The following is a 17,227-nucleotide window of genomic DNA, read 5'->3' as shown; positions in this document are numbered from 1 at the left end:
ATTATTATAATATATATAATTCTATTATATTTATATTTTATCTAAAACTAAGTATACTCATAAAACATCATAATATTAAACTCTAAAAAAAGATACTTCAATGAACTTTTAATTAAAAATAACATCTCTCTTTTTTTTAATATAAAATTTTATTAAATATTGCAATGATAAATATATATAATTAATTAAATAATTTTTTTTTCGAAAAATAACAATGGAAAAAAATCTTTTATTTTTACAACATAAATAACAAAAAAAATAAAATAAAGTTAGATAGGAGTATTTTATAAAATGGCATATAATGATGATAAAATTAATATGGTTCACGGTGCAGGTGGAGAAGTAATGCAACAAATGATTTCAGAAATTGTTCTATCCAACGTATCAAAAACAAGCGTAAATGGTGGAATAGGACTAGAATCATTAGATGATAGTGCAACAATACCATTTGATGATGAACATGTTGTTGTAACAACTATTGATGCACATACAATACAACCACTATTTTTCCCAGGTGGAGATATAGGAAGAATATCAGCAGCAGGAACACTAAATGACATATCAGTAATGGGAGTAAAACCATTATCATTAAGTAATGCAATGGTAATAAGTGAAGGATTCCCACGAGAAGACTTAGATCAAATCATGAAATCAATGGATGAAACATGCCAAGAAGTAGGAGCTGCAATTATAACAGGAGATACCAAAGTAATAGACAGTGATAAACTAGATAGTATGATTATTACAACAGCAGGAATTGGAATAGGACGAAAAGATGAAATCGTACGAGACTCAGGACTTGAAGTTGGAGATAAAATCATCATCACAGGAAGTGTAGGAGACCATGGAATGGCAATCATGTCCAAACGTGAAGGATTCGGATATGAAACAGAACTAAAATCAGACGTAGCACCAGTATGGCCAATGGTTGAAGCTGCAAAAAAAGTAGGAAAAATAACAGCAATGAAAGATCCAACACGTGGAGGAATTGCTAATGCACTAAATGAAATGGCAAACAAAGCAAATGTTGGAATGAGACTATATGAAGAATTCATACCAGTAAAACCTGAAGTAGAAGCAGTATCAGACATGCTAGGAATAGACCCATTTGAAGTAGCAAATGAAGGAAAAGTAGTAATGGGAGTAACAGCAGATACAGCAGAAGATGTACTAGATGCAATACAAAAAACCAAATATGGAAAAGATGCACAAATCATTGGAGAAGTAACAGAAGGAAAACGTGTAATTATGGAAACACTAATTGGTGGAGAAAGATTAATTGAACCTCCAATAGCAGATCCAGTACCAAGAGTATGTTAAATGTGATAAATATGGAACACTTTATATTAAGAACAAAAGCATTAATAATAGATTTCATAATAGTAACACTTCTAACAGCATTAGTTGATAATATCATATTCATGATACTAGTACTACTTAAACTACCAGCAAATACATATTCATCAATAGTACTTGTTATCATAACAATGGCATACTTCACAATCTTTGAAGCAAAAACAAATAAAACAATTGGAAAAAAAGTAATGCACCTATATGTATCAGATATAGAAGGATATATGAGCTATAAAAAAGCATTCATCAGAAACTTAACTAAAATATACTGGATACCACTAATCTTTGATGTGTTAATCGGAAAAATCCTAAACTACCCATCAAGACTATTTGACAAACTTGCAAAAACAGATGTATATGCTGATACAGAACTTGAAGTTACAAAAGAAGAAGATACCTTCGAAGAACTAACAGAAGATGACTTTGAAGAATTAGATGCTGATGAAATATAAATCCCTAAGGATATTATGAAAAAATAAAATAAAATAAACTCTCCCCACCCAACCATTTTTCTTTTAATCTACTTATAAAATAAATATAACTAAGATTTTTAGATTAAATGCACTATATAATTAGTAAAAAAAAAATATTATATTTTCTTTTAATTAAAAATATAGAAAATAGGAGTTGAATATCTTTGCTAGATATAAAAGTATTTAGAGAAACACCAGAAAAAGTAATAGAATCTGAACAAAAAAGATTCAGAGAAACTGATAACGTAGAAAAAGTAATAGAATATGATAATCTATGGCGTGAAGGACTAAAAAGATTAAATGACCTAAGATCTGAAAAAAATAAGCTATCTAAATCATTTAAACAAGCAAAAAAAGATGGAAACATACAAGATGTCATAGCACAATCAAAACAAGTAGCAGAAGAAATCAAACAACTAGAACCAAAAATTGAGGAATATGAAAAAATCCGAGATGAATACAGATACAAAGTTGGAAACATCATAGATGAAAAAGTGCCAATATCAGATACAGAAGATGACAATCAAATCATAAAAACCTATGGTGAAAAACCAGACTTCGAATTTGATGCATTAAATCATGTAGATCTTATTGAAAAAATTGATGGAGCAGATCTACAAACAGCATCAGAAATAGCAGGATCCAGATTCTACTACCTAAAAGAAGATATTTTAGCATTAAACCTTGCATTAATACAATTTGCAATAAGTGAACTAAAAGAAAATGGATACACACCAATGCAAACACCATTTTTCATAAAAAGTGAAGTAGCAGCAGAAACATCAGAACTCTCAGAATTTGAAGAAACACTATATAAAGTAGAAAATGAGGACTTATACCTAATAGCAACAGCAGAACAAACACTTGCAGCATTACACCGTAATGAAATAATAGATGATGAACAACTACCACTAAGATATGCAGCTCTTTCAACATGTTTTAGAAAAGAAGCAGGATCACATGGAAAAGATACACTAGGAATATTCCGTGTACATCAATTTGAAAAAATAGAACAATTTATCTACACAACACCTGATCAATCATCTGATGAACATCAAAGACTATTAAGTGTAACTGAAGGAATATACCAGAAACTAAACTTACCATACCAGATAGTTGCAATTGTATCATCAGCACTAAATGATAATGCAGCAATCAAATATGATCTTGAAGCATGGTTCCCAGGATCTGAAACATACCGGGAATTAGTATCATGTACTAATTGTACAGATTATCAAGCACGAAAAATAAACACAAGATATGGAAAAGCAGGATCAGGAGATGCACAAATACTTCACACACTAAATAGTACAGCAATAGCAACAGAAAGAACAATATGCTGCATCCTTGAAAACTATCAACAAGAAGATGGAAGCGTACGTATACCAGATGTACTAGTTCCATACATGAATGGAAAAACAATAATAGAAGCTAAAAACTAGTTGATAAAAATAAAATCATCATTTCCCCTTCACACTTTTTTTACTAAAAAAAATTGAAACAAAATTTTTCCCCACTACCTTTTTTTATAATTTTTTCATTATATCATTTATTATTTGAAAAAATATGTGGTATTTTATAAATAATGTTAACTAAATAATATAAATAATAACAATTAATCAATAAGTTAAAAAAAAATCAAAAAAAATACAGAAGGTTTATAACAATGGAAATTAAGGAAATAATGACAGAAGATGTTCAGTCAGGATCAGTTCCAGGGGCAATTCATGGAATTTATGAAAAACTAAGAGACACAAGACTATCAGGACTACCAATTGTAAAAAAACAAACAAATGAACTTGTAGGGGTAATAACAAGAACTGATCTTATAAAAAATCCTGATGAAGAACAAGTAGCAATGGTCATGACACGAAATCCAATAACAGCATCACCAGAAGAAGATATCAAATCAGTAGTACAAAAAATGATCAACAACAACATAAGACGTATACCAATTACAATAGATAATGAACTTGTAGGAATTGTAACATCAGCAGATATAATCAACAAAGCATTATGGAAGACAAATAACATAGAACCAATCGAAAAATACATGATTCGAAGTGTACCAACAGTATGGGATAAAACACCAATATCAGTTGCATACTCAATAAGCAGATACTTTAACTTCAAATCAATAGTAACAGTAAATGATGAAGGAAAAGCATCAGGAATACTAACAGAAACAGATTTCATCGCAGAAAGTCGTGTAGCACAAGAACAAGTAGTAAAAAGTAGTTCAATAGGAACTGAGGGCGATAAATGGACATGGAATAGTGAAAGTGTAATGTATATTATTAAAAATATACTTAAATTTTCAGATAAAGAAGCACGTGATGTTATGAATGACAAATTAATTACAGTAACACGTAAAACATCAGTAAAAGAATGTGCAAATATTCTAAGACAATATAACATAGAACAAGTACCAGTACTTAACATGTCACATGAACCTATTGGACTTGTAAGATCAAGTGATCTTATGCGTGCAATGATTGAATAAAAATAAAATCACAAAAAAAATTAACTTATTTAATCTTATTTAAAATATAAAAAAAATATTTAAAAAAAGTAGTGGGTTATAAAAAGAAATAAGTAAAAGAGAACTTATATCCTCCTTTTTTTTATATTTCTTTTCTTCTTTTAATTGACGTAATTACTTTAAATAATTTATCTTCAAAATCTGTATTTTCAGGCATACTTATTTTACCATTTTCAGATATTGTAATATCATCATATTTTATATGTTGAGTTTCAAGTGATAGGTGGTCATTTTCTAGTTTTTCATTGTTATTCATATGTTTATATGTTTGATGTAAATCAATATTATATGGAAGATGTTGTATCATATTTCCTTCGTTATCAGATTTTATGTTTAATTCACCTTTATGATATCGCATTAGGTTAAGAACTACTTTTTTAAATCCAAGATCAAGTAATGCATATTTTAGTTGGAATAATCGTTCATTTCCTATTTCAAATGGTTCATTTACAACTATTATTGCATTATCTTCATGACTTCGTATTCGTATATCTGACATTTCAGGTAGTATTTGTTTTGCAATTTCCTCAGCTTCATCTATACGTTTAAGTTTTTCAGAAGTTACTTCTTCATTTAGTTTTATTCGTGTTGCAAGACATGTTGTATTTTGTGAATATGTTATATCTAGTTTTTCAAGTATTGTTAGTACATCATCTTTTGATATTTCACATTCAACAAGTGGACTTATCATCTTTTCTTCATAGTTTATTAGTACTCCTGGTCTATCTTCAAGGTAGTCTGATACATTTGTTCCTTCAATAAAGTAGTCATATTCATTAAATTCTGGTAGTTTTTTTATTGATCCAAACATTATTTTACGACAGTTATAGCATCGTCCTTTTGGATTTGATTTAAATGAGAATTTTTTAAGAAAATCTTTTTCTATTATCTTATGTTGTAGATTAAATTCCTTGGCTTTTTGTTGTGTGTAGCTTATAAAATCATGTGCAAACATGTTATTATCTACAGTTACAAGTAGTGAATCAGGGCTTACTTCAGATAGAACATGTGCAAGTAGTGTACTATCTGATCCTCCACTAAATGCTAGTATGCATTTTTTATCTTTTAGAAAGTCACATAATGCCTTATATTTGCTTATCACTTCACTCATTTGAAATCACCACATATAATTTTTTTTTTTAATATTTTTTTATTTTTCTTATTTTTTCTATTGTTTTTTTTGCATCTTCATATTTTATGTCAAAGTTTTTATTTTTTATATATTCTAGAAGTTCATCTTTATTTGTTATGTTTGATTTTCCAATTACATACTTAAATGATCGTTTAGGATAATAAGTTTCTTTTGCAATTTTTAGTAGTTCATCTTTTTGTTTGTGAGTTATTATTGAGTCATTTGTTGCATATTCTAGGTTGTATTTTATGTTTATCCATGAATCAGATAGAGGTTTTAGAGTATCAGGATCTAATGCTACTGCTACATCATCATCTGAGTCTATTATCTCATTTTTATAATCTTTAAATATATTTCCAACACCAATCATTCCATATGGGTATAATTCACATGCTCTTAGTGCTCCCATACTAGCACCTCCCACTACTGTTATATCATGTTTTAGTGCTTTTAGTATTTCTTTATGTGCTACTGCTGGTGTTTGATGAAAGACTCCATCTATTATTCCTATTATGTCAATATCATCATATTTTTCTAATATTTCAAGTATATCTCCACGTTTTACTGGTGGAAGATATGTGGCATCTGGTAATATTTTTTCAGCTTCATTAAATGGTATTGATAGTCCTGTGTAGATTATTGTATGCATAATGGATCATCTTATTAGTTCATTGTGTAGTTTTATTAGTCTGTCTATTGATTCTTTTTTCATGTTTTTATTTGTCCATTTTTGTATTACAAATTCAAGATCTACAGGTGTTACTCCATGAACTAGATTATCTGCATGTGCTACAATTTTTTCTTCTAGTGTTTCGGGTATATAATTACGATCAGGTAGGTTATTTTCTATTGCTTCATCTGGTGTTATTCCAGCACCTATATGTTTTTCTGTTATTTTACAGATTTTCTCATCAATACCTATTGATCTTAAAAGGTCAGCTCCAATATATGCATGTTTTATATCTGATGTTACTATTCGTCCTACATCATGTAGTTTACATCCAGCTTTTATTAGATCTTCATCTATATTATCATAGTGTTGTGTGATATATTTTGATCTTTGATATACAGCTTCTGAATGATCTTTTATGTAGTCTGATATGTTAAGTTGTGTGTATACATCTTCTATTAGTTCATCAATATTTTCTATTTTCATTTTTTTATACCCTTTTTATACTTTTTTTTTGACTTTATTTAAATAAAAAAATGTTTATTTTTTTTTTCTTCTTTTTTATATAAAATTAAATTTTATTATTTTTAGAAGTAATTATGTAATTTTCATATTATTTATATAATTCTTTCTCTTTTTAGATTTAAAAGTAAGTTTATCATATTATCTTTATTTTTTGAAATATAAAGATAAAAATGTAAAAGAAGAAAGGATTGTGGGAGGTTATAGTATTTTAATTTTTTATTTCTCTTTTTTGTTGTAGAATGATCTTTTTTATTCTTCATTTATTTTATATGTTGATTCTAGTTTTTTAAGATCATTTATTATATCTGTATTATCTTTGTATTCAAGAGTTTCATTACATCTTGGACATACAAATTGGAAATCTGTTGCTTCACTAAATGGATATCGACATCCATTTGGACATACAAAGAACATATTATTTTCTTCATATTCGAGTGATTCTTTGATTTCCTGGTTATGGTGGTTGTATTGTTTTTCAAGTATTTGTGCTGCTTTTCTTGAATCAAATCTCCAGTAATATGTAAACCATTGTGTTTCAGGATCTTTTTTACGTGTATAATTTGCCATTCCCACATCATAGAATTTATACAAGATTTTTCTCACAAAGTTTAATTTGATACCGGTAGCTTCTGCTATTTGTTCATCTGTTACTTCTGCTGTGAATAAACAATCTAATATTTTCTCACTATTATCTGAATCATGAGTTAGATCATATGCTAATTTTTTAACATTATGTTCATTTAAGAACTTGGAATCATAATCAAAGGTATATTGTACTTTTTTTCTAGCCATTATCTAATCTCTCTTATTTTTTTTGTAATAAACTAAAGTAATAGAATATTTCATTATTTAGTTAATAATATTATATTATTTATGTTGTATTTATTATAAATATTTACGTGTTATTTACATCTTATGATAACACCAGGAATATGATTAATAGTATCCAACATTTCCACAGTTACATTATCAAAATCACACTTAAATTCATCTTTCATATTATATATTGTTTCAAAGAAATTATCACTATATTTAACTTCAACTTCCTCAGCAATACTTCCAAGTTTGATAAGATTTTCAATACTAATATCTTTAGTAGTTGATGCAAGTATTGATGGACCAATATATTCAGAAATTATACGCATTAAATAGCCAAAGATTCCAGTATTATTTTTAATATCAGAATGTGAGATAGGAAGTGTTGTAAAAAGTGTATTTCTAAATTTGTATACAGGATCTGTATCAATAATTATAACATTAACATTTATATTTGATCTTTTTTTAATTTCATCTTTTATTTTTTGAGCTGATTTTTGTGGATTAACAGGAAGTAATGACACATATTCTCCTGGTACATTACTAAGATCTACACCAGCTTCAGCTGTAGGTTGAAGTGCATGTTTTAATCCATATTCTTTTAGTATGAATTGTTTATGATTTCGAGCTTGTTTTGGAATTTGTCTAAGATTTTTAATAGTTCTTTTTTTATAACCAAAAAGTGGTGCTAAGATATAACCCCATAGATATTTGCTCCATAAATCACAAAGAAGATATGCAAGAATTCCTGGAGTATATTCTGATTCATTAACTAGATTATTTTCAGCTGTAGATATAGGAGTTTCACTTATTATTATATAATCATCATCTTGAGCAAGTTGACTAATTTTAAATATAAGTTCATCATAACCATCACCTGGCTTAATATACTCAGTTTTAATTGGAATTGTTTCATATTTCATAAATTTAACTACTCCTTATATTAACGTAAAATGTGTTTTATTAAAAAAAAAGTTTAAAAGATGAAAAAAAAAATGGAAATTATAGAATTTTTTTAGTATAGTTTATCTCCTGTATATAGGTTTTCTTCTGTATATATTCTTATGATTGTATCAAGATTATCATCATACATTAATCTATATCCTATTGCTCCACCATCACTTGTTTTTACATTATTTAATGACTTATTTGCACTTTCTCTACTATTATTTATTATATACCATATTCCATGAGGTGTGTATATAAATAGTACTCCTTGTCCTTCTTTTTTACCATTTTTATAACTATCATTAGGATCATATATTTTAGTTGAATGTATCACTAGGCGACTTAAATCTTGTTCTGGTTGTGTTCCACCTTTAGTATATAGTGCTTGTATCCATTGGAGTGTTTGATCTTTTAGTTTTTCTTTTTCATCAGGATTTTGCATAGCTTTTCTTATTTTTTCACTTCGTTTTTCAACTGTATTTTGAATGTTTAGTATTTCTTCTATTTTTGGTACATCTTCTTTAAGACATCTGTATCCTTCTGGTCTTCCTGTTACTTTAATTATTCCATCCATGAAGTCTTTTCGTCTGAAGTTTTTCATGTATGGCTTGACTTTTTCAAATTCTTCATCAGGTATTTTCTTATTTAATCCATACAAATATCCATATTCATTTGCATCATAACATTTTGTTTCAAGTCTTAATTGTTTATCTTCCATTTTTCTTCATATCTCCTTTCTTTTTTTTAAATACTTCTAAAATATTTTATTTTATACTTATAATTCTAGATAATAATAAATATATATCATAATAATAAGGAATTGAAAATAAAATTAATAAAAAAAAAGAGTATATATTCAAAAAAAAAATAAAATATTTAAAAATAAAATAGAGATAAGAAGTTTAATCTTCTTTCTCTAAAATAAAATTTAGGGGTGTTTAAGCTTTCATTAGTACGGTAGTTGTTGTACTCATACCAAATCCATTATTTTCTCCACTGATAATTGTTAGATTATATAATTGATTGTTGAATTTACTTGTATCAATAGTTGCATTTATTATACCATTGATTGATGTTGTATGTATCATTGTTTTTCCATTAACTTTTATACATACTGATGTTGTTTTGCTTATTAAATTATTGTTTTCATCAAGTACTCTTGCATAAATTGAGGTTTGTGTTCCTTTAGTGTATGTTTGTGGATTTAATTCTATGTGAGTATTTGTTTTTAGTATTTTAACTGTACTATTTACTTCTGCTCTATCATAGAATTTATTTGAATAAACTGCTGTTAGAGTATAATCTTTTGCTGACATTCCAACAGGAATAGTGTAATTTAATTTTGCAATTCCATTTTCTACATTTGCATATAATGGATTTCCATTACTATCTTTTAATGTTACACCATTCATTTTAAATATTACTTTTCCACCATTTACTAATTGATCTTTTTCTGATACCATTGCTGTTAGTGTAACTTGATTTCCACCTTTTAATACTCCTGAGGTTAATACTGATACATTAGCTACTCTGTTTGTTAATTTTAATGTACTGTTACTACGTGAACTCATGAAAGATTTACATTCTCCATATACTACATTTATAGTATAATTTTTAGCTGTCCATGTTGATGCTAATTTGTATGTTATTTGTGCTATTCCATCTTTTACATATACATATAATGGATTTCCATTATCGTCTTTTAATGTTACACCATTAACTTTAAATACTAATTTTCCAGTGTTTACTTTTTCACCATTTTGATCATATACATGTGCTGTGAATGTTATATTATTACCAGCAAATGTATCTATTGGGTCAACTATTACTGTAGTATTTAGTTTTACAACATTTAATACTGAAAATACAGAATTTTGACCATAGTTATCATAAGAATCATGGTAAGTTATTACAGCTGTATTCATTGATAATTTAGTTGGTTTATAGTTAATTGTTGCTACTCCATTAATTACAGGAACAGTTACATCAAAGTTTTCTTCTCTAACTTCAAATCTTATGGTTCCTTCATTAACTGGTCTGTTAACTAAGTCAGTTACATTTATTTTAATTATACTATTTGTTCCATTTACTAATGTTAAAGTATCATTTATATTTATTTTTACACTAAATGGATAATTTTTACTTGGGTAATTGTTAACTGTCATTCCTGGGCTTTCTGTTCCATTTACTAAGAAGTCTCCATATGAGTCAAGACTTAAAATGTAATTGTAATTTATTCCACCAGTTGAGTTTACAGCTTTAATAGCAGGGTTAACTCTAGTTAATCCATTTATTAATATATTATTTGATTGTATGTATGTTCTAGTTGAATTTTCAACTACCATTATTGTTGGTGCAAGTAATGAACCTGTGAAATTAACATTTATTGTATTACCACTAATAGATCTTTGGTTGTTAAAAGAATTACCTGTGCAATTAGATATATTTAATACTAATACATCATTTCCAATACTTGTAATGTTGTTATTTTGAATAGTTATTCTTGCTCCATTAAATATTGTTATAATAGTATTTTTATCTCCATTTGTTGTTATATTATTGGAATTAAGAGCTGTATTTGTTGTATTTGTTGTATTTGCAAAGTATAATACTTGCATGTTATTTCCATTTGTTGTTATAGTGTTGTTTACTAAGTTTACATTTGATGTTGTAACTATGATTGTTTTTCCATCATTATAATTATGATATATTGTGGAGTTTGTTATATTTGTTTTATCTGAGTTTATAATTAATGTGTTTTCATTTCTTGTATTGTTTAATATAATGCCTGTAACTTTACTGTTTGATGCATTTTCAGTAAATGTTAATGTTCCATTATAGATTGTGTGATTATATGGGTTTATAATTATAACTGATGAATTAAAGGTCATATTTTTATTGTAAATATCTGATCCTAATAATAATGAATCATAATTATTATTTAATATTCCATTTGTAAAGAATTGATCATAGTTATCATTTGTTAATATAATATCAGCAATATTTTTAACTATGGTAATGTTTGTTGAGTTTTCTTCTTTTATTGCTCCATTTCCATGAGTTGTTTTTGATGATAATGTGTTATATGATATTTCATTATTATTTGAGTTTTTTATCATTATAACAGGGGTTGCTGTTGATGAAACTATATCATTACTTGTAACATTCATATTTGTTACATTATCAAGAATTATTGGTATTTCTGTTGAATTAGTTTCTAATGTTATACTGTTAGATCCAACTGTTCTAGTACTTGTTGCATTAGGTAGATTTTTAATATTCATTAATGTTACATTATTACCAGTTGCAGTAATATTATTTGTTCTTATAGTTGTTAGAGTATTATTTAAACTAATTACAATACCATTTGTTGCATTTAATACTAAGTTATTAGAATTTATACGTGTATCTGTTGAATTATTTATTTGAATTACTATTCCATTTTTAGTATTTAATATAATTTTTGAGGTTTGTATTGATGAGTATGAGTATGAATTTGCTACATGACTATTATTTACATTTACTCCAACAGCTGAATTATTTGCTGTTATTGTAATATTATCGCATATCTGGAATGTTGCAGTATTAAAGTTTTCTATATTATATGCTGTTGCTTTATTGTTACTTGTTATATTAATTTTATTTTGATATGCATTGTTTATAAATCCATTTACTGCTACAGCATTATTATCAGCTTTTAGTGTAATATTGTTATATGATATGCCCATACCATTACTATTTTCTGATACTACAGCTGAGATATTTCCTTGTTTATCACTAGTTAAGTATTCAACATTTACATTGCTGTATTGCATGTATGGATTTCTAGCATTTAATACATAAACTGCAATTAAACTTGCCATATTATTATCTGTTTTTATTTCAGGTCCTAATAATGTTATGTTACAGTTTATTATTCCTCCACCTTGGTTGTAATCTGTAACATTACTATCATATACAATTGTACGTGCTATGTTTTTATTATTTTTATGATATATGTTAAGATAAGATAATTTTACATCTGAGTTGTTTATGTTTATAAGTGTGGTTCTATCATCTGTTGAATTTAGTATTAATGATTCAACATTACTGTTTGTTGCATTATCTTTAAATGTTAATGTTCCATTGTAGATTGTGTAATTATTTGGGTTGTATAATTCAATTTTTTCTGTGAAGGTCATGTTTTTGTTATAAATATTTGATCCTAATGTTATTATGTCTATTTTTGAAGTTAGAACTCCATTTGTAAATAATGTGTTATAATTTTCATTTGTTAGTATTGTTACTGTTGGTGTATTATTAAATAATGTGTTATTATTAGTGTTTGATTTGTATATTGAGTTTTCTCCACCATTTAATCTTTGAGTATTAAGTAGGTAATTGTTTGTTATTACATTATTGCTTGAATTTGTAAGATTTATCATATATAAATCATTTGAATATATTGTTGTATTATTTATTGTTAATCCATTTGAATTAATATATTTAATTGGAATGTTTGTTATGTTTATTGTTGGATTTGATGATGCTGATCCTTTTCCTATGTATGTGTTGTTTGAATTATTTGCAATTAAGTATGATCCTATGTGACAGTTAGGATAACCATTCATATTATTTTTCATCATGCTTATTCCTGATATTGTTGTATTTACTGAATTTGTCAGGTAAATTAAGCTTGATGTTGGTTTTATAATATCTGAATCATCATTTATATCTACATCTGTTTTATTTGCTATGAATATAGGTGAGATGTATTTTATTTCTGTGTTGTTTGCATTGTATGTTGCAAGTAGCATTGTGTAATTTCCAAATAACCAGTAATTTGTTGAACTACTTCTTGATGTGATTTCTGTGTCATTTGAGTTTACTAATTCTATTGCATATACTTTGTTTGCTGTTATGTTGTTTATTGTACATTTAATTGTGTTACCATTAGCTATGTTTTTCATTCCACTAATTATAACTCCATAAGCATGTTCTTTTGATGATATGGTTATGTATCCATTAATATTGTTATTATTGGAATCTGCTAATTGTACAGCAGCTGTGTAATAATTACTTGTAATATTTGTGTAGTAATTTTCTTCTGTAATATTTTCTGAGTTTAATACATTTAAACCATAAACATATTTATCTCCACTAATTTTAATTGTGTTATATTGTAATTTGTTATTGGATGTTGTGTATTTTTCTGATTGAATACTTATTCCTTCAATTGTACCATATTGTTGTGTTGTTGTATAATTTATTGTAATATTGTTACGTTCGAGTGTGTTTTCTGATGATTCAACAAGTATTCCAATGTTATCTGCTACACCATAGTAATTATTGTTGTATTTAATATTATTTGATGGTCCTGAAATTGTTATTGTATTATTTTTTATTTCTGTACTGTTTCCACGTGTAATAATAGCTTGTATTGGTTTATTGTATTTGCTGTTATTGTGTTAAAACTAATTAAGTTATTATTTGATTCAGCAAGTATTGCATATGCATTATTATTTCCATTATTTATGATGGTTTTGTTTATTATAGCATTTGCTGTTGGCATAATTCTTATAGAACAATTATATAATACATAGTCATCTGTATTTTTAAGATATATTTTTACATTATCAAATGTTAAGTTTTTATTGTATAAGTCACTACATATATTGATAATAGTTCCATTTGTAATTTGGTTTGTGTTTGTTCCATCTTGGTTAAAATAAGTTAAGTAGTTGTCATTTGTTAGATTAATATTATTTCCTGTTTCTGGGATGTTATTTTCTATAATGTTAGCTTCTTGAGGATCGTTAACTGCTTTATTTCCTGTGAATATGTTTGCATATATTGTGTTATTTGTGATGTTGTTATTTTCTGCATCTGATCTCATATCTATAGCATATACTGTTTTAGCATCTATAATATTTCCTGTTATATTGTTATGTCCGTTAAGAATATAGATGTAGTTTTTTAATGTGTTATTTCGAACATTTGTATATCCACTTATATACATTCCATAACCATTTTCTGTAAATAATATTTCATTATTTTCAATGGTTGTATTATATTGTGCAAGATCATATATAGCAAATCTTGTACCTGTTGATACACTTAATGATCCAAATAAACTGGAAGGTATCATGTTAATAAAGCTTGAATTAGCAATTATGTGGGTTATACTTGCATTGTATCTGTTTGTTCTATCAGCAGCAATGTATATTCCAGTACTTTCATTAAATATACAGTTATTTACTTTTAGATCTCCTTTTCCTTGCCAGATGTCTGTTTGACCATTGTTGATAAATGTACAGTTTTCAGCAATTGTTCTTAGACTATTTAGGTCATATTGACCAAAGAAGTCTGCATTTCCACTGTTTGCTGTTAGAGCTGAACCATATTTGTATGTACTTCCAAGATCATATGAAATTCCATCACGGAATATACTGTTTGTAATATTTAATACACGATCATTTGTTACAGTACCCCAACGTGCAGCATTTTTGATAAATTGACAGTTGTCTATTGTTGCTGTTCCATTGTTATATACTCCAGGTCCAAAGTTTCCTGTACTGCTACTTTTACGGTTTTCTGAGAATATGGAATTATTTACAACTAGTGTTGCATTTGCATTGTTTCTAATACCTGCTCCTACTCCAGCGAGGTTGTAGTAGAAGTAAACATTATCAACTTTTAAGTTTCCATAGTTATCTACTGTTGCAGTTTTGTAGGTAGCTATATTACTTCCACCAGTACTAACCATGTGTTGTATGTTCATGTTTTTAATGGTGATAAGTCCTGTACCTTTTGTAATGTTCATTCCCCAGTTTCCTGAGTGTATTGTGTATGGATTCCAGTATTCATCTGCTCCCCAAACTGATCCTCCTCCAACTGTGTAATTTACTTCTCCATCAAGGATTGTTTGGTTTATACCTGCTCCTATAAAGTTAATTTTGTGATTTCCATTAACTGTGAGGTTTGTGTTTCCTACTCCTTTATATGTTCCAGCTGTTATGTAGATGTTGTATGTTGATTGGTCATCTGTTTTGTTTATTGCTGTTTGTATTGTTTTAAAAGGATTTGTTTCAGATCCTGTATTATCATCTGATCCATTGTTTGAAACATAGTAGTTTATTTCACTATCTTTTTTGATTTCTTTATTTGTTGTTTTTTCATTTTTGATGTTTATTTTTTTTGTATTGTTTATTTTGGTATTTTCTTTTTGTATTGTTTTAGTATTTTCTTGTTGTTTTGTGGTTATTGTTGGGTTATCTTGTTGTGTTTTTGTAGTTGTGGTTGTGTGTATGTTATCTGTGTTTGTTGTGTGTATGTTGTCTGTGTTATCCATGTTTACAGCTGATGCTGTGGTTATTCCAAGTAGTAGTGTGATTATTAAAATACTTAGAAGTATTGGATATTTTCGATTTACCATATTTTTTTTATCCTCCATTTTTTTTTAGTATATCAATTTTACTTTAATAAAAAAATATAAAGTATTTTTAAATTAAGATAAAATTTATCTTAATATTTAATAATATATATAAATCTTTTAAATAAACTTTAAGTTTTATCAATTTATTATTAAAATTCAAATATTTAATAAATTATTATTTTAATCAAAATTTTTCTTAATTAATAGTCTCTAAAAAAAGATAAAAAATTAAAATTAGTAGAATATTAGGAGGAGTGGAAATAGTGATATATAATATGATTTTATAAAATTAAAAATTAAGTTAAGTTTCTTTTTAATATTAATTGTACTTTTTTTCATAATAATAAGATAGTAGTAAATCTAAAAAAAATAAGTTTGTATGAAAAAGGGTGGTGGTGATGAATTAGGATAGTTTTTTTTTAATTTTTTTTATACTTTTCCAAGTGTGTCTCCTCTTAATCCTCGTCTTAGTGTTTCAAGTGATATTATATCATTTGAGTTTATGTTTCCCAGGTTTACATTATTTCCTAATGTTAGTATGAGGTCTATTTGTTGATTTTTTTGTGGTGCTTCCCATAGTATTTTATCTTTTTTTGTGTTATTAATTATCATGTTGAATGTGTCTTTTTTTATATTTCCACTATTATCATATATTCCTATATTTTTACCACTTTCACGACCTTCAATTATTACAAGATCTGATCCACTTTCAAGATCTTTATTTATTAGTTCAACACGTGTTTGTTCGGAGTATTCTTGGTCTAGTTTTGGATTTTTCTTTCCTACTTCTGAGAGTGTGAAGAATCCTAATTGTTTTGCTTGTTTTATTATATCAGCACGATCTACTTCTGGTATGTCTGTAGATCCATTTGATATTTCTACTGCATTAAAGTTTAGTTTATCTAGTGTGTCAAAGAATTTGTCTATTTCACCATATTTGTATGCTAGTTCAAAGAGTGTTCCTCCAGGATATGTTTTAATATCATAGGTATGATATAAGTCATTTTTCTTTTGTATAATATCCTCATCAATTAGTATTGATGTTCCCCATCCATATTTTACTAGATTAAAGTATTCTCCTGTCATAGTAAGCATGTCATCAAGTGTATTATATCCTATTGCTTTATCTAGTACCATTGTATTTGTGTCTATTTTTCCTACTTTATCTAAAAATTCAAATGCTTTCATTTTTAATCTTACCTTCTCTCATCATATACTTTTTTTTTATATTTATTGTAGTGTTTAGTTTTTTTTTAGTGAATTATTTTTTTCTAATTTAATATACTATTATATTTGAATTCCTATTTTATATAAACTAAATTTATATATTTTATAGAATATATATAAGTATTAA

Annotated in this window: 13 protein-coding genes; 4 read left to right on the top strand and 9 right to left on the bottom strand. The window is 26.9% G+C overall.

What is annotated here, in order from left to right; translation table 11 throughout:
* Window positions 1-291: 291 nt before the first annotated feature.
* The 4 genes from hypE to MSCUN_RS04360 all read left to right on the top strand — a co-directional run bounded on the left by hypE (window position 292) and on the right by MSCUN_RS04360 (window position 4,329).
* Window positions 292-1,320, top strand: coding sequence for a hydrogenase expression/formation protein HypE (gene hypE, locus MSCUN_RS04375; RefSeq protein ID WP_095608398.1), 1,029 nt, complete (start codon window positions 292-294; stop codon window positions 1,318-1,320).
* An 11-nt stretch (window positions 1,321-1,331) separates the two neighbouring features.
* On the top strand, window positions 1,332-1,805 hold the full coding sequence (locus tag MSCUN_RS04370) for an RDD family protein (protein WP_245837639.1): 474 nt from the start codon (window positions 1,332-1,334) through the stop codon (window positions 1,803-1,805).
* A gap of 185 nt (window positions 1,806-1,990) precedes the next feature.
* Window positions 1,991-3,268 (top strand): serine--tRNA ligase, encoded by a 1,278-nt coding sequence (gene serS, locus MSCUN_RS04365; protein WP_095608396.1) that lies wholly within the window; start codon window positions 1,991-1,993, stop codon window positions 3,266-3,268.
* A gap of 224 nt (window positions 3,269-3,492) precedes the next feature.
* Complete coding sequence (locus MSCUN_RS04360; protein WP_095608395.1) at window positions 3,493-4,329, top strand: CBS domain-containing protein; 837 nt, start codon at window positions 3,493-3,495, stop codon at window positions 4,327-4,329.
* A 121-nt stretch (window positions 4,330-4,450) separates the two neighbouring features.
* Here the strand turns inward: MSCUN_RS04360 and larE are convergent, their stop codons facing one another.
* The 9 genes from larE to comA all read right to left on the bottom strand — a co-directional run bounded on the left by larE (window position 4,451) and on the right by comA (window position 17,061).
* Entirely contained in the window at window positions 4,451-5,479 is a 1,029-nt protein-coding gene (gene larE, locus MSCUN_RS04355) for an ATP-dependent sacrificial sulfur transferase LarE (protein ID WP_095608394.1), read from the bottom strand.
* Between the two features lie 28 nt (window positions 5,480-5,507).
* Entirely contained in the window at window positions 5,508-6,149 is a 642-nt protein-coding gene (locus MSCUN_RS04350) for a TfuA-related McrA-glycine thioamidation protein (protein ID WP_394338955.1), read from the bottom strand.
* Window positions 6,150-6,155: 6 nt separating this feature from the next.
* Entirely contained in the window at window positions 6,156-6,656 is a 501-nt protein-coding gene (locus tag MSCUN_RS04345; protein ID WP_245837638.1) for an HD domain-containing protein, read from the bottom strand.
* Between the two features lie 288 nt (window positions 6,657-6,944).
* Window positions 6,945-7,487 carry a transcription factor E gene (tfe, locus tag MSCUN_RS04340; RefSeq protein ID WP_095608392.1) on the bottom strand — a complete coding sequence of 181 codons (543 nt, stop codon included), beginning with the start codon at window positions 7,485-7,487 and terminating at the stop codon, window positions 6,945-6,947.
* Window positions 7,488-7,597: 110 nt separating this feature from the next.
* Window positions 7,598-8,434 (bottom strand): coenzyme F420-0:L-glutamate ligase, encoded by an 837-nt coding sequence (locus tag MSCUN_RS04335; RefSeq protein WP_095608391.1) that lies wholly within the window; start codon window positions 8,432-8,434, stop codon window positions 7,598-7,600.
* 92 nt (window positions 8,435-8,526) lie between these two features.
* On the bottom strand, window positions 8,527-9,177 hold the full coding sequence (locus MSCUN_RS04330) for a hypothetical protein (RefSeq protein ID WP_095608390.1): 651 nt from the start codon (window positions 9,175-9,177) through the stop codon (window positions 8,527-8,529).
* A 220-nt stretch (window positions 9,178-9,397) separates the two neighbouring features.
* Entirely contained in the window at window positions 9,398-13,408 is a 4,011-nt protein-coding gene (locus MSCUN_RS04325) for a beta strand repeat-containing protein (protein ID WP_095608389.1), read from the bottom strand.
* Window positions 13,409-13,839: 431 nt separating this feature from the next.
* Window positions 13,840-15,873 carry a PemB family protein gene (locus MSCUN_RS04320; protein ID WP_095608388.1) on the bottom strand — a complete coding sequence of 678 codons (2,034 nt, stop codon included), beginning with the start codon at window positions 15,871-15,873 and terminating at the stop codon, window positions 13,840-13,842.
* A gap of 429 nt (window positions 15,874-16,302) precedes the next feature.
* Window positions 16,303-17,061: a phosphosulfolactate synthase gene (comA, locus tag MSCUN_RS04315; RefSeq protein WP_095608387.1), complete on the bottom strand. Its 759-nt coding sequence runs from the start codon at window positions 17,059-17,061 to the stop codon at window positions 16,303-16,305.
* Window positions 17,062-17,227: the final 166 nt, after the last annotated feature.

Source organism: Methanosphaera cuniculi (genome assembly GCF_003149675.1).
GTDB classification, from domain to species: domain Archaea; phylum Methanobacteriota; class Methanobacteria; order Methanobacteriales; family Methanobacteriaceae; genus Methanosphaera; species Methanosphaera cuniculi.
This window is presented reverse-complemented; position numbering and strand designations above follow the sequence as displayed.

Bases quoted from the DNA above. Each gene is read 5' to 3' on its own strand.
- hypE (WP_095608398.1), top strand. From the start codon at position 292: ATGGCATATAATGATGATAAAATTAATATGGTTCACGGTGCAGGTGGA.
- tfe (WP_095608392.1), bottom strand. From the start codon at position 7,487: ATGGCTAGAAAAAAAGTACAATATACCTTTGATTATGATTCCAAGTTC.
- MSCUN_RS04335 (WP_095608391.1), bottom strand. From the start codon at position 8,434: ATGAAATATGAAACAATTCCAATTAAAACTGAGTATATTAAGCCAGGT.
- MSCUN_RS04345 (WP_245837638.1), bottom strand. From the start codon at position 6,656: ATGAAAATAGAAAATATTGATGAACTAATAGAAGATGTATACACACAA.
- MSCUN_RS04330 (WP_095608390.1), bottom strand. From the start codon at position 9,177: ATGGAAGATAAACAATTAAGACTTGAAACAAAATGTTATGATGCAAAT.
- comA (WP_095608387.1), bottom strand. From the start codon at position 17,061: ATGAAAGCATTTGAATTTTTAGATAAAGTAGGAAAAATAGACACAAAT.
- MSCUN_RS04350 (WP_394338955.1), bottom strand. From the start codon at position 6,149: ATGCATACAATAATCTACACAGGACTATCAATACCATTTAATGAAGCT.
- MSCUN_RS04325 (WP_095608389.1), bottom strand. From the start codon at position 13,408: ATGAAAAACATAGCTAATGGTAACACAATTAAATGTACAATAAACAAC.
- MSCUN_RS04320 (WP_095608388.1), bottom strand. From the start codon at position 15,873: ATGGTAAATCGAAAATATCCAATACTTCTAAGTATTTTAATAATCACA.
- larE (WP_095608394.1), bottom strand. From the start codon at position 5,479: ATGAGTGAAGTGATAAGCAAATATAAGGCATTATGTGACTTTCTAAAA.
- MSCUN_RS04370 (WP_245837639.1), top strand. From the start codon at position 1,332: ATGGAACACTTTATATTAAGAACAAAAGCATTAATAATAGATTTCATA.
- MSCUN_RS04360 (WP_095608395.1), top strand. From the start codon at position 3,493: ATGGAAATTAAGGAAATAATGACAGAAGATGTTCAGTCAGGATCAGTT.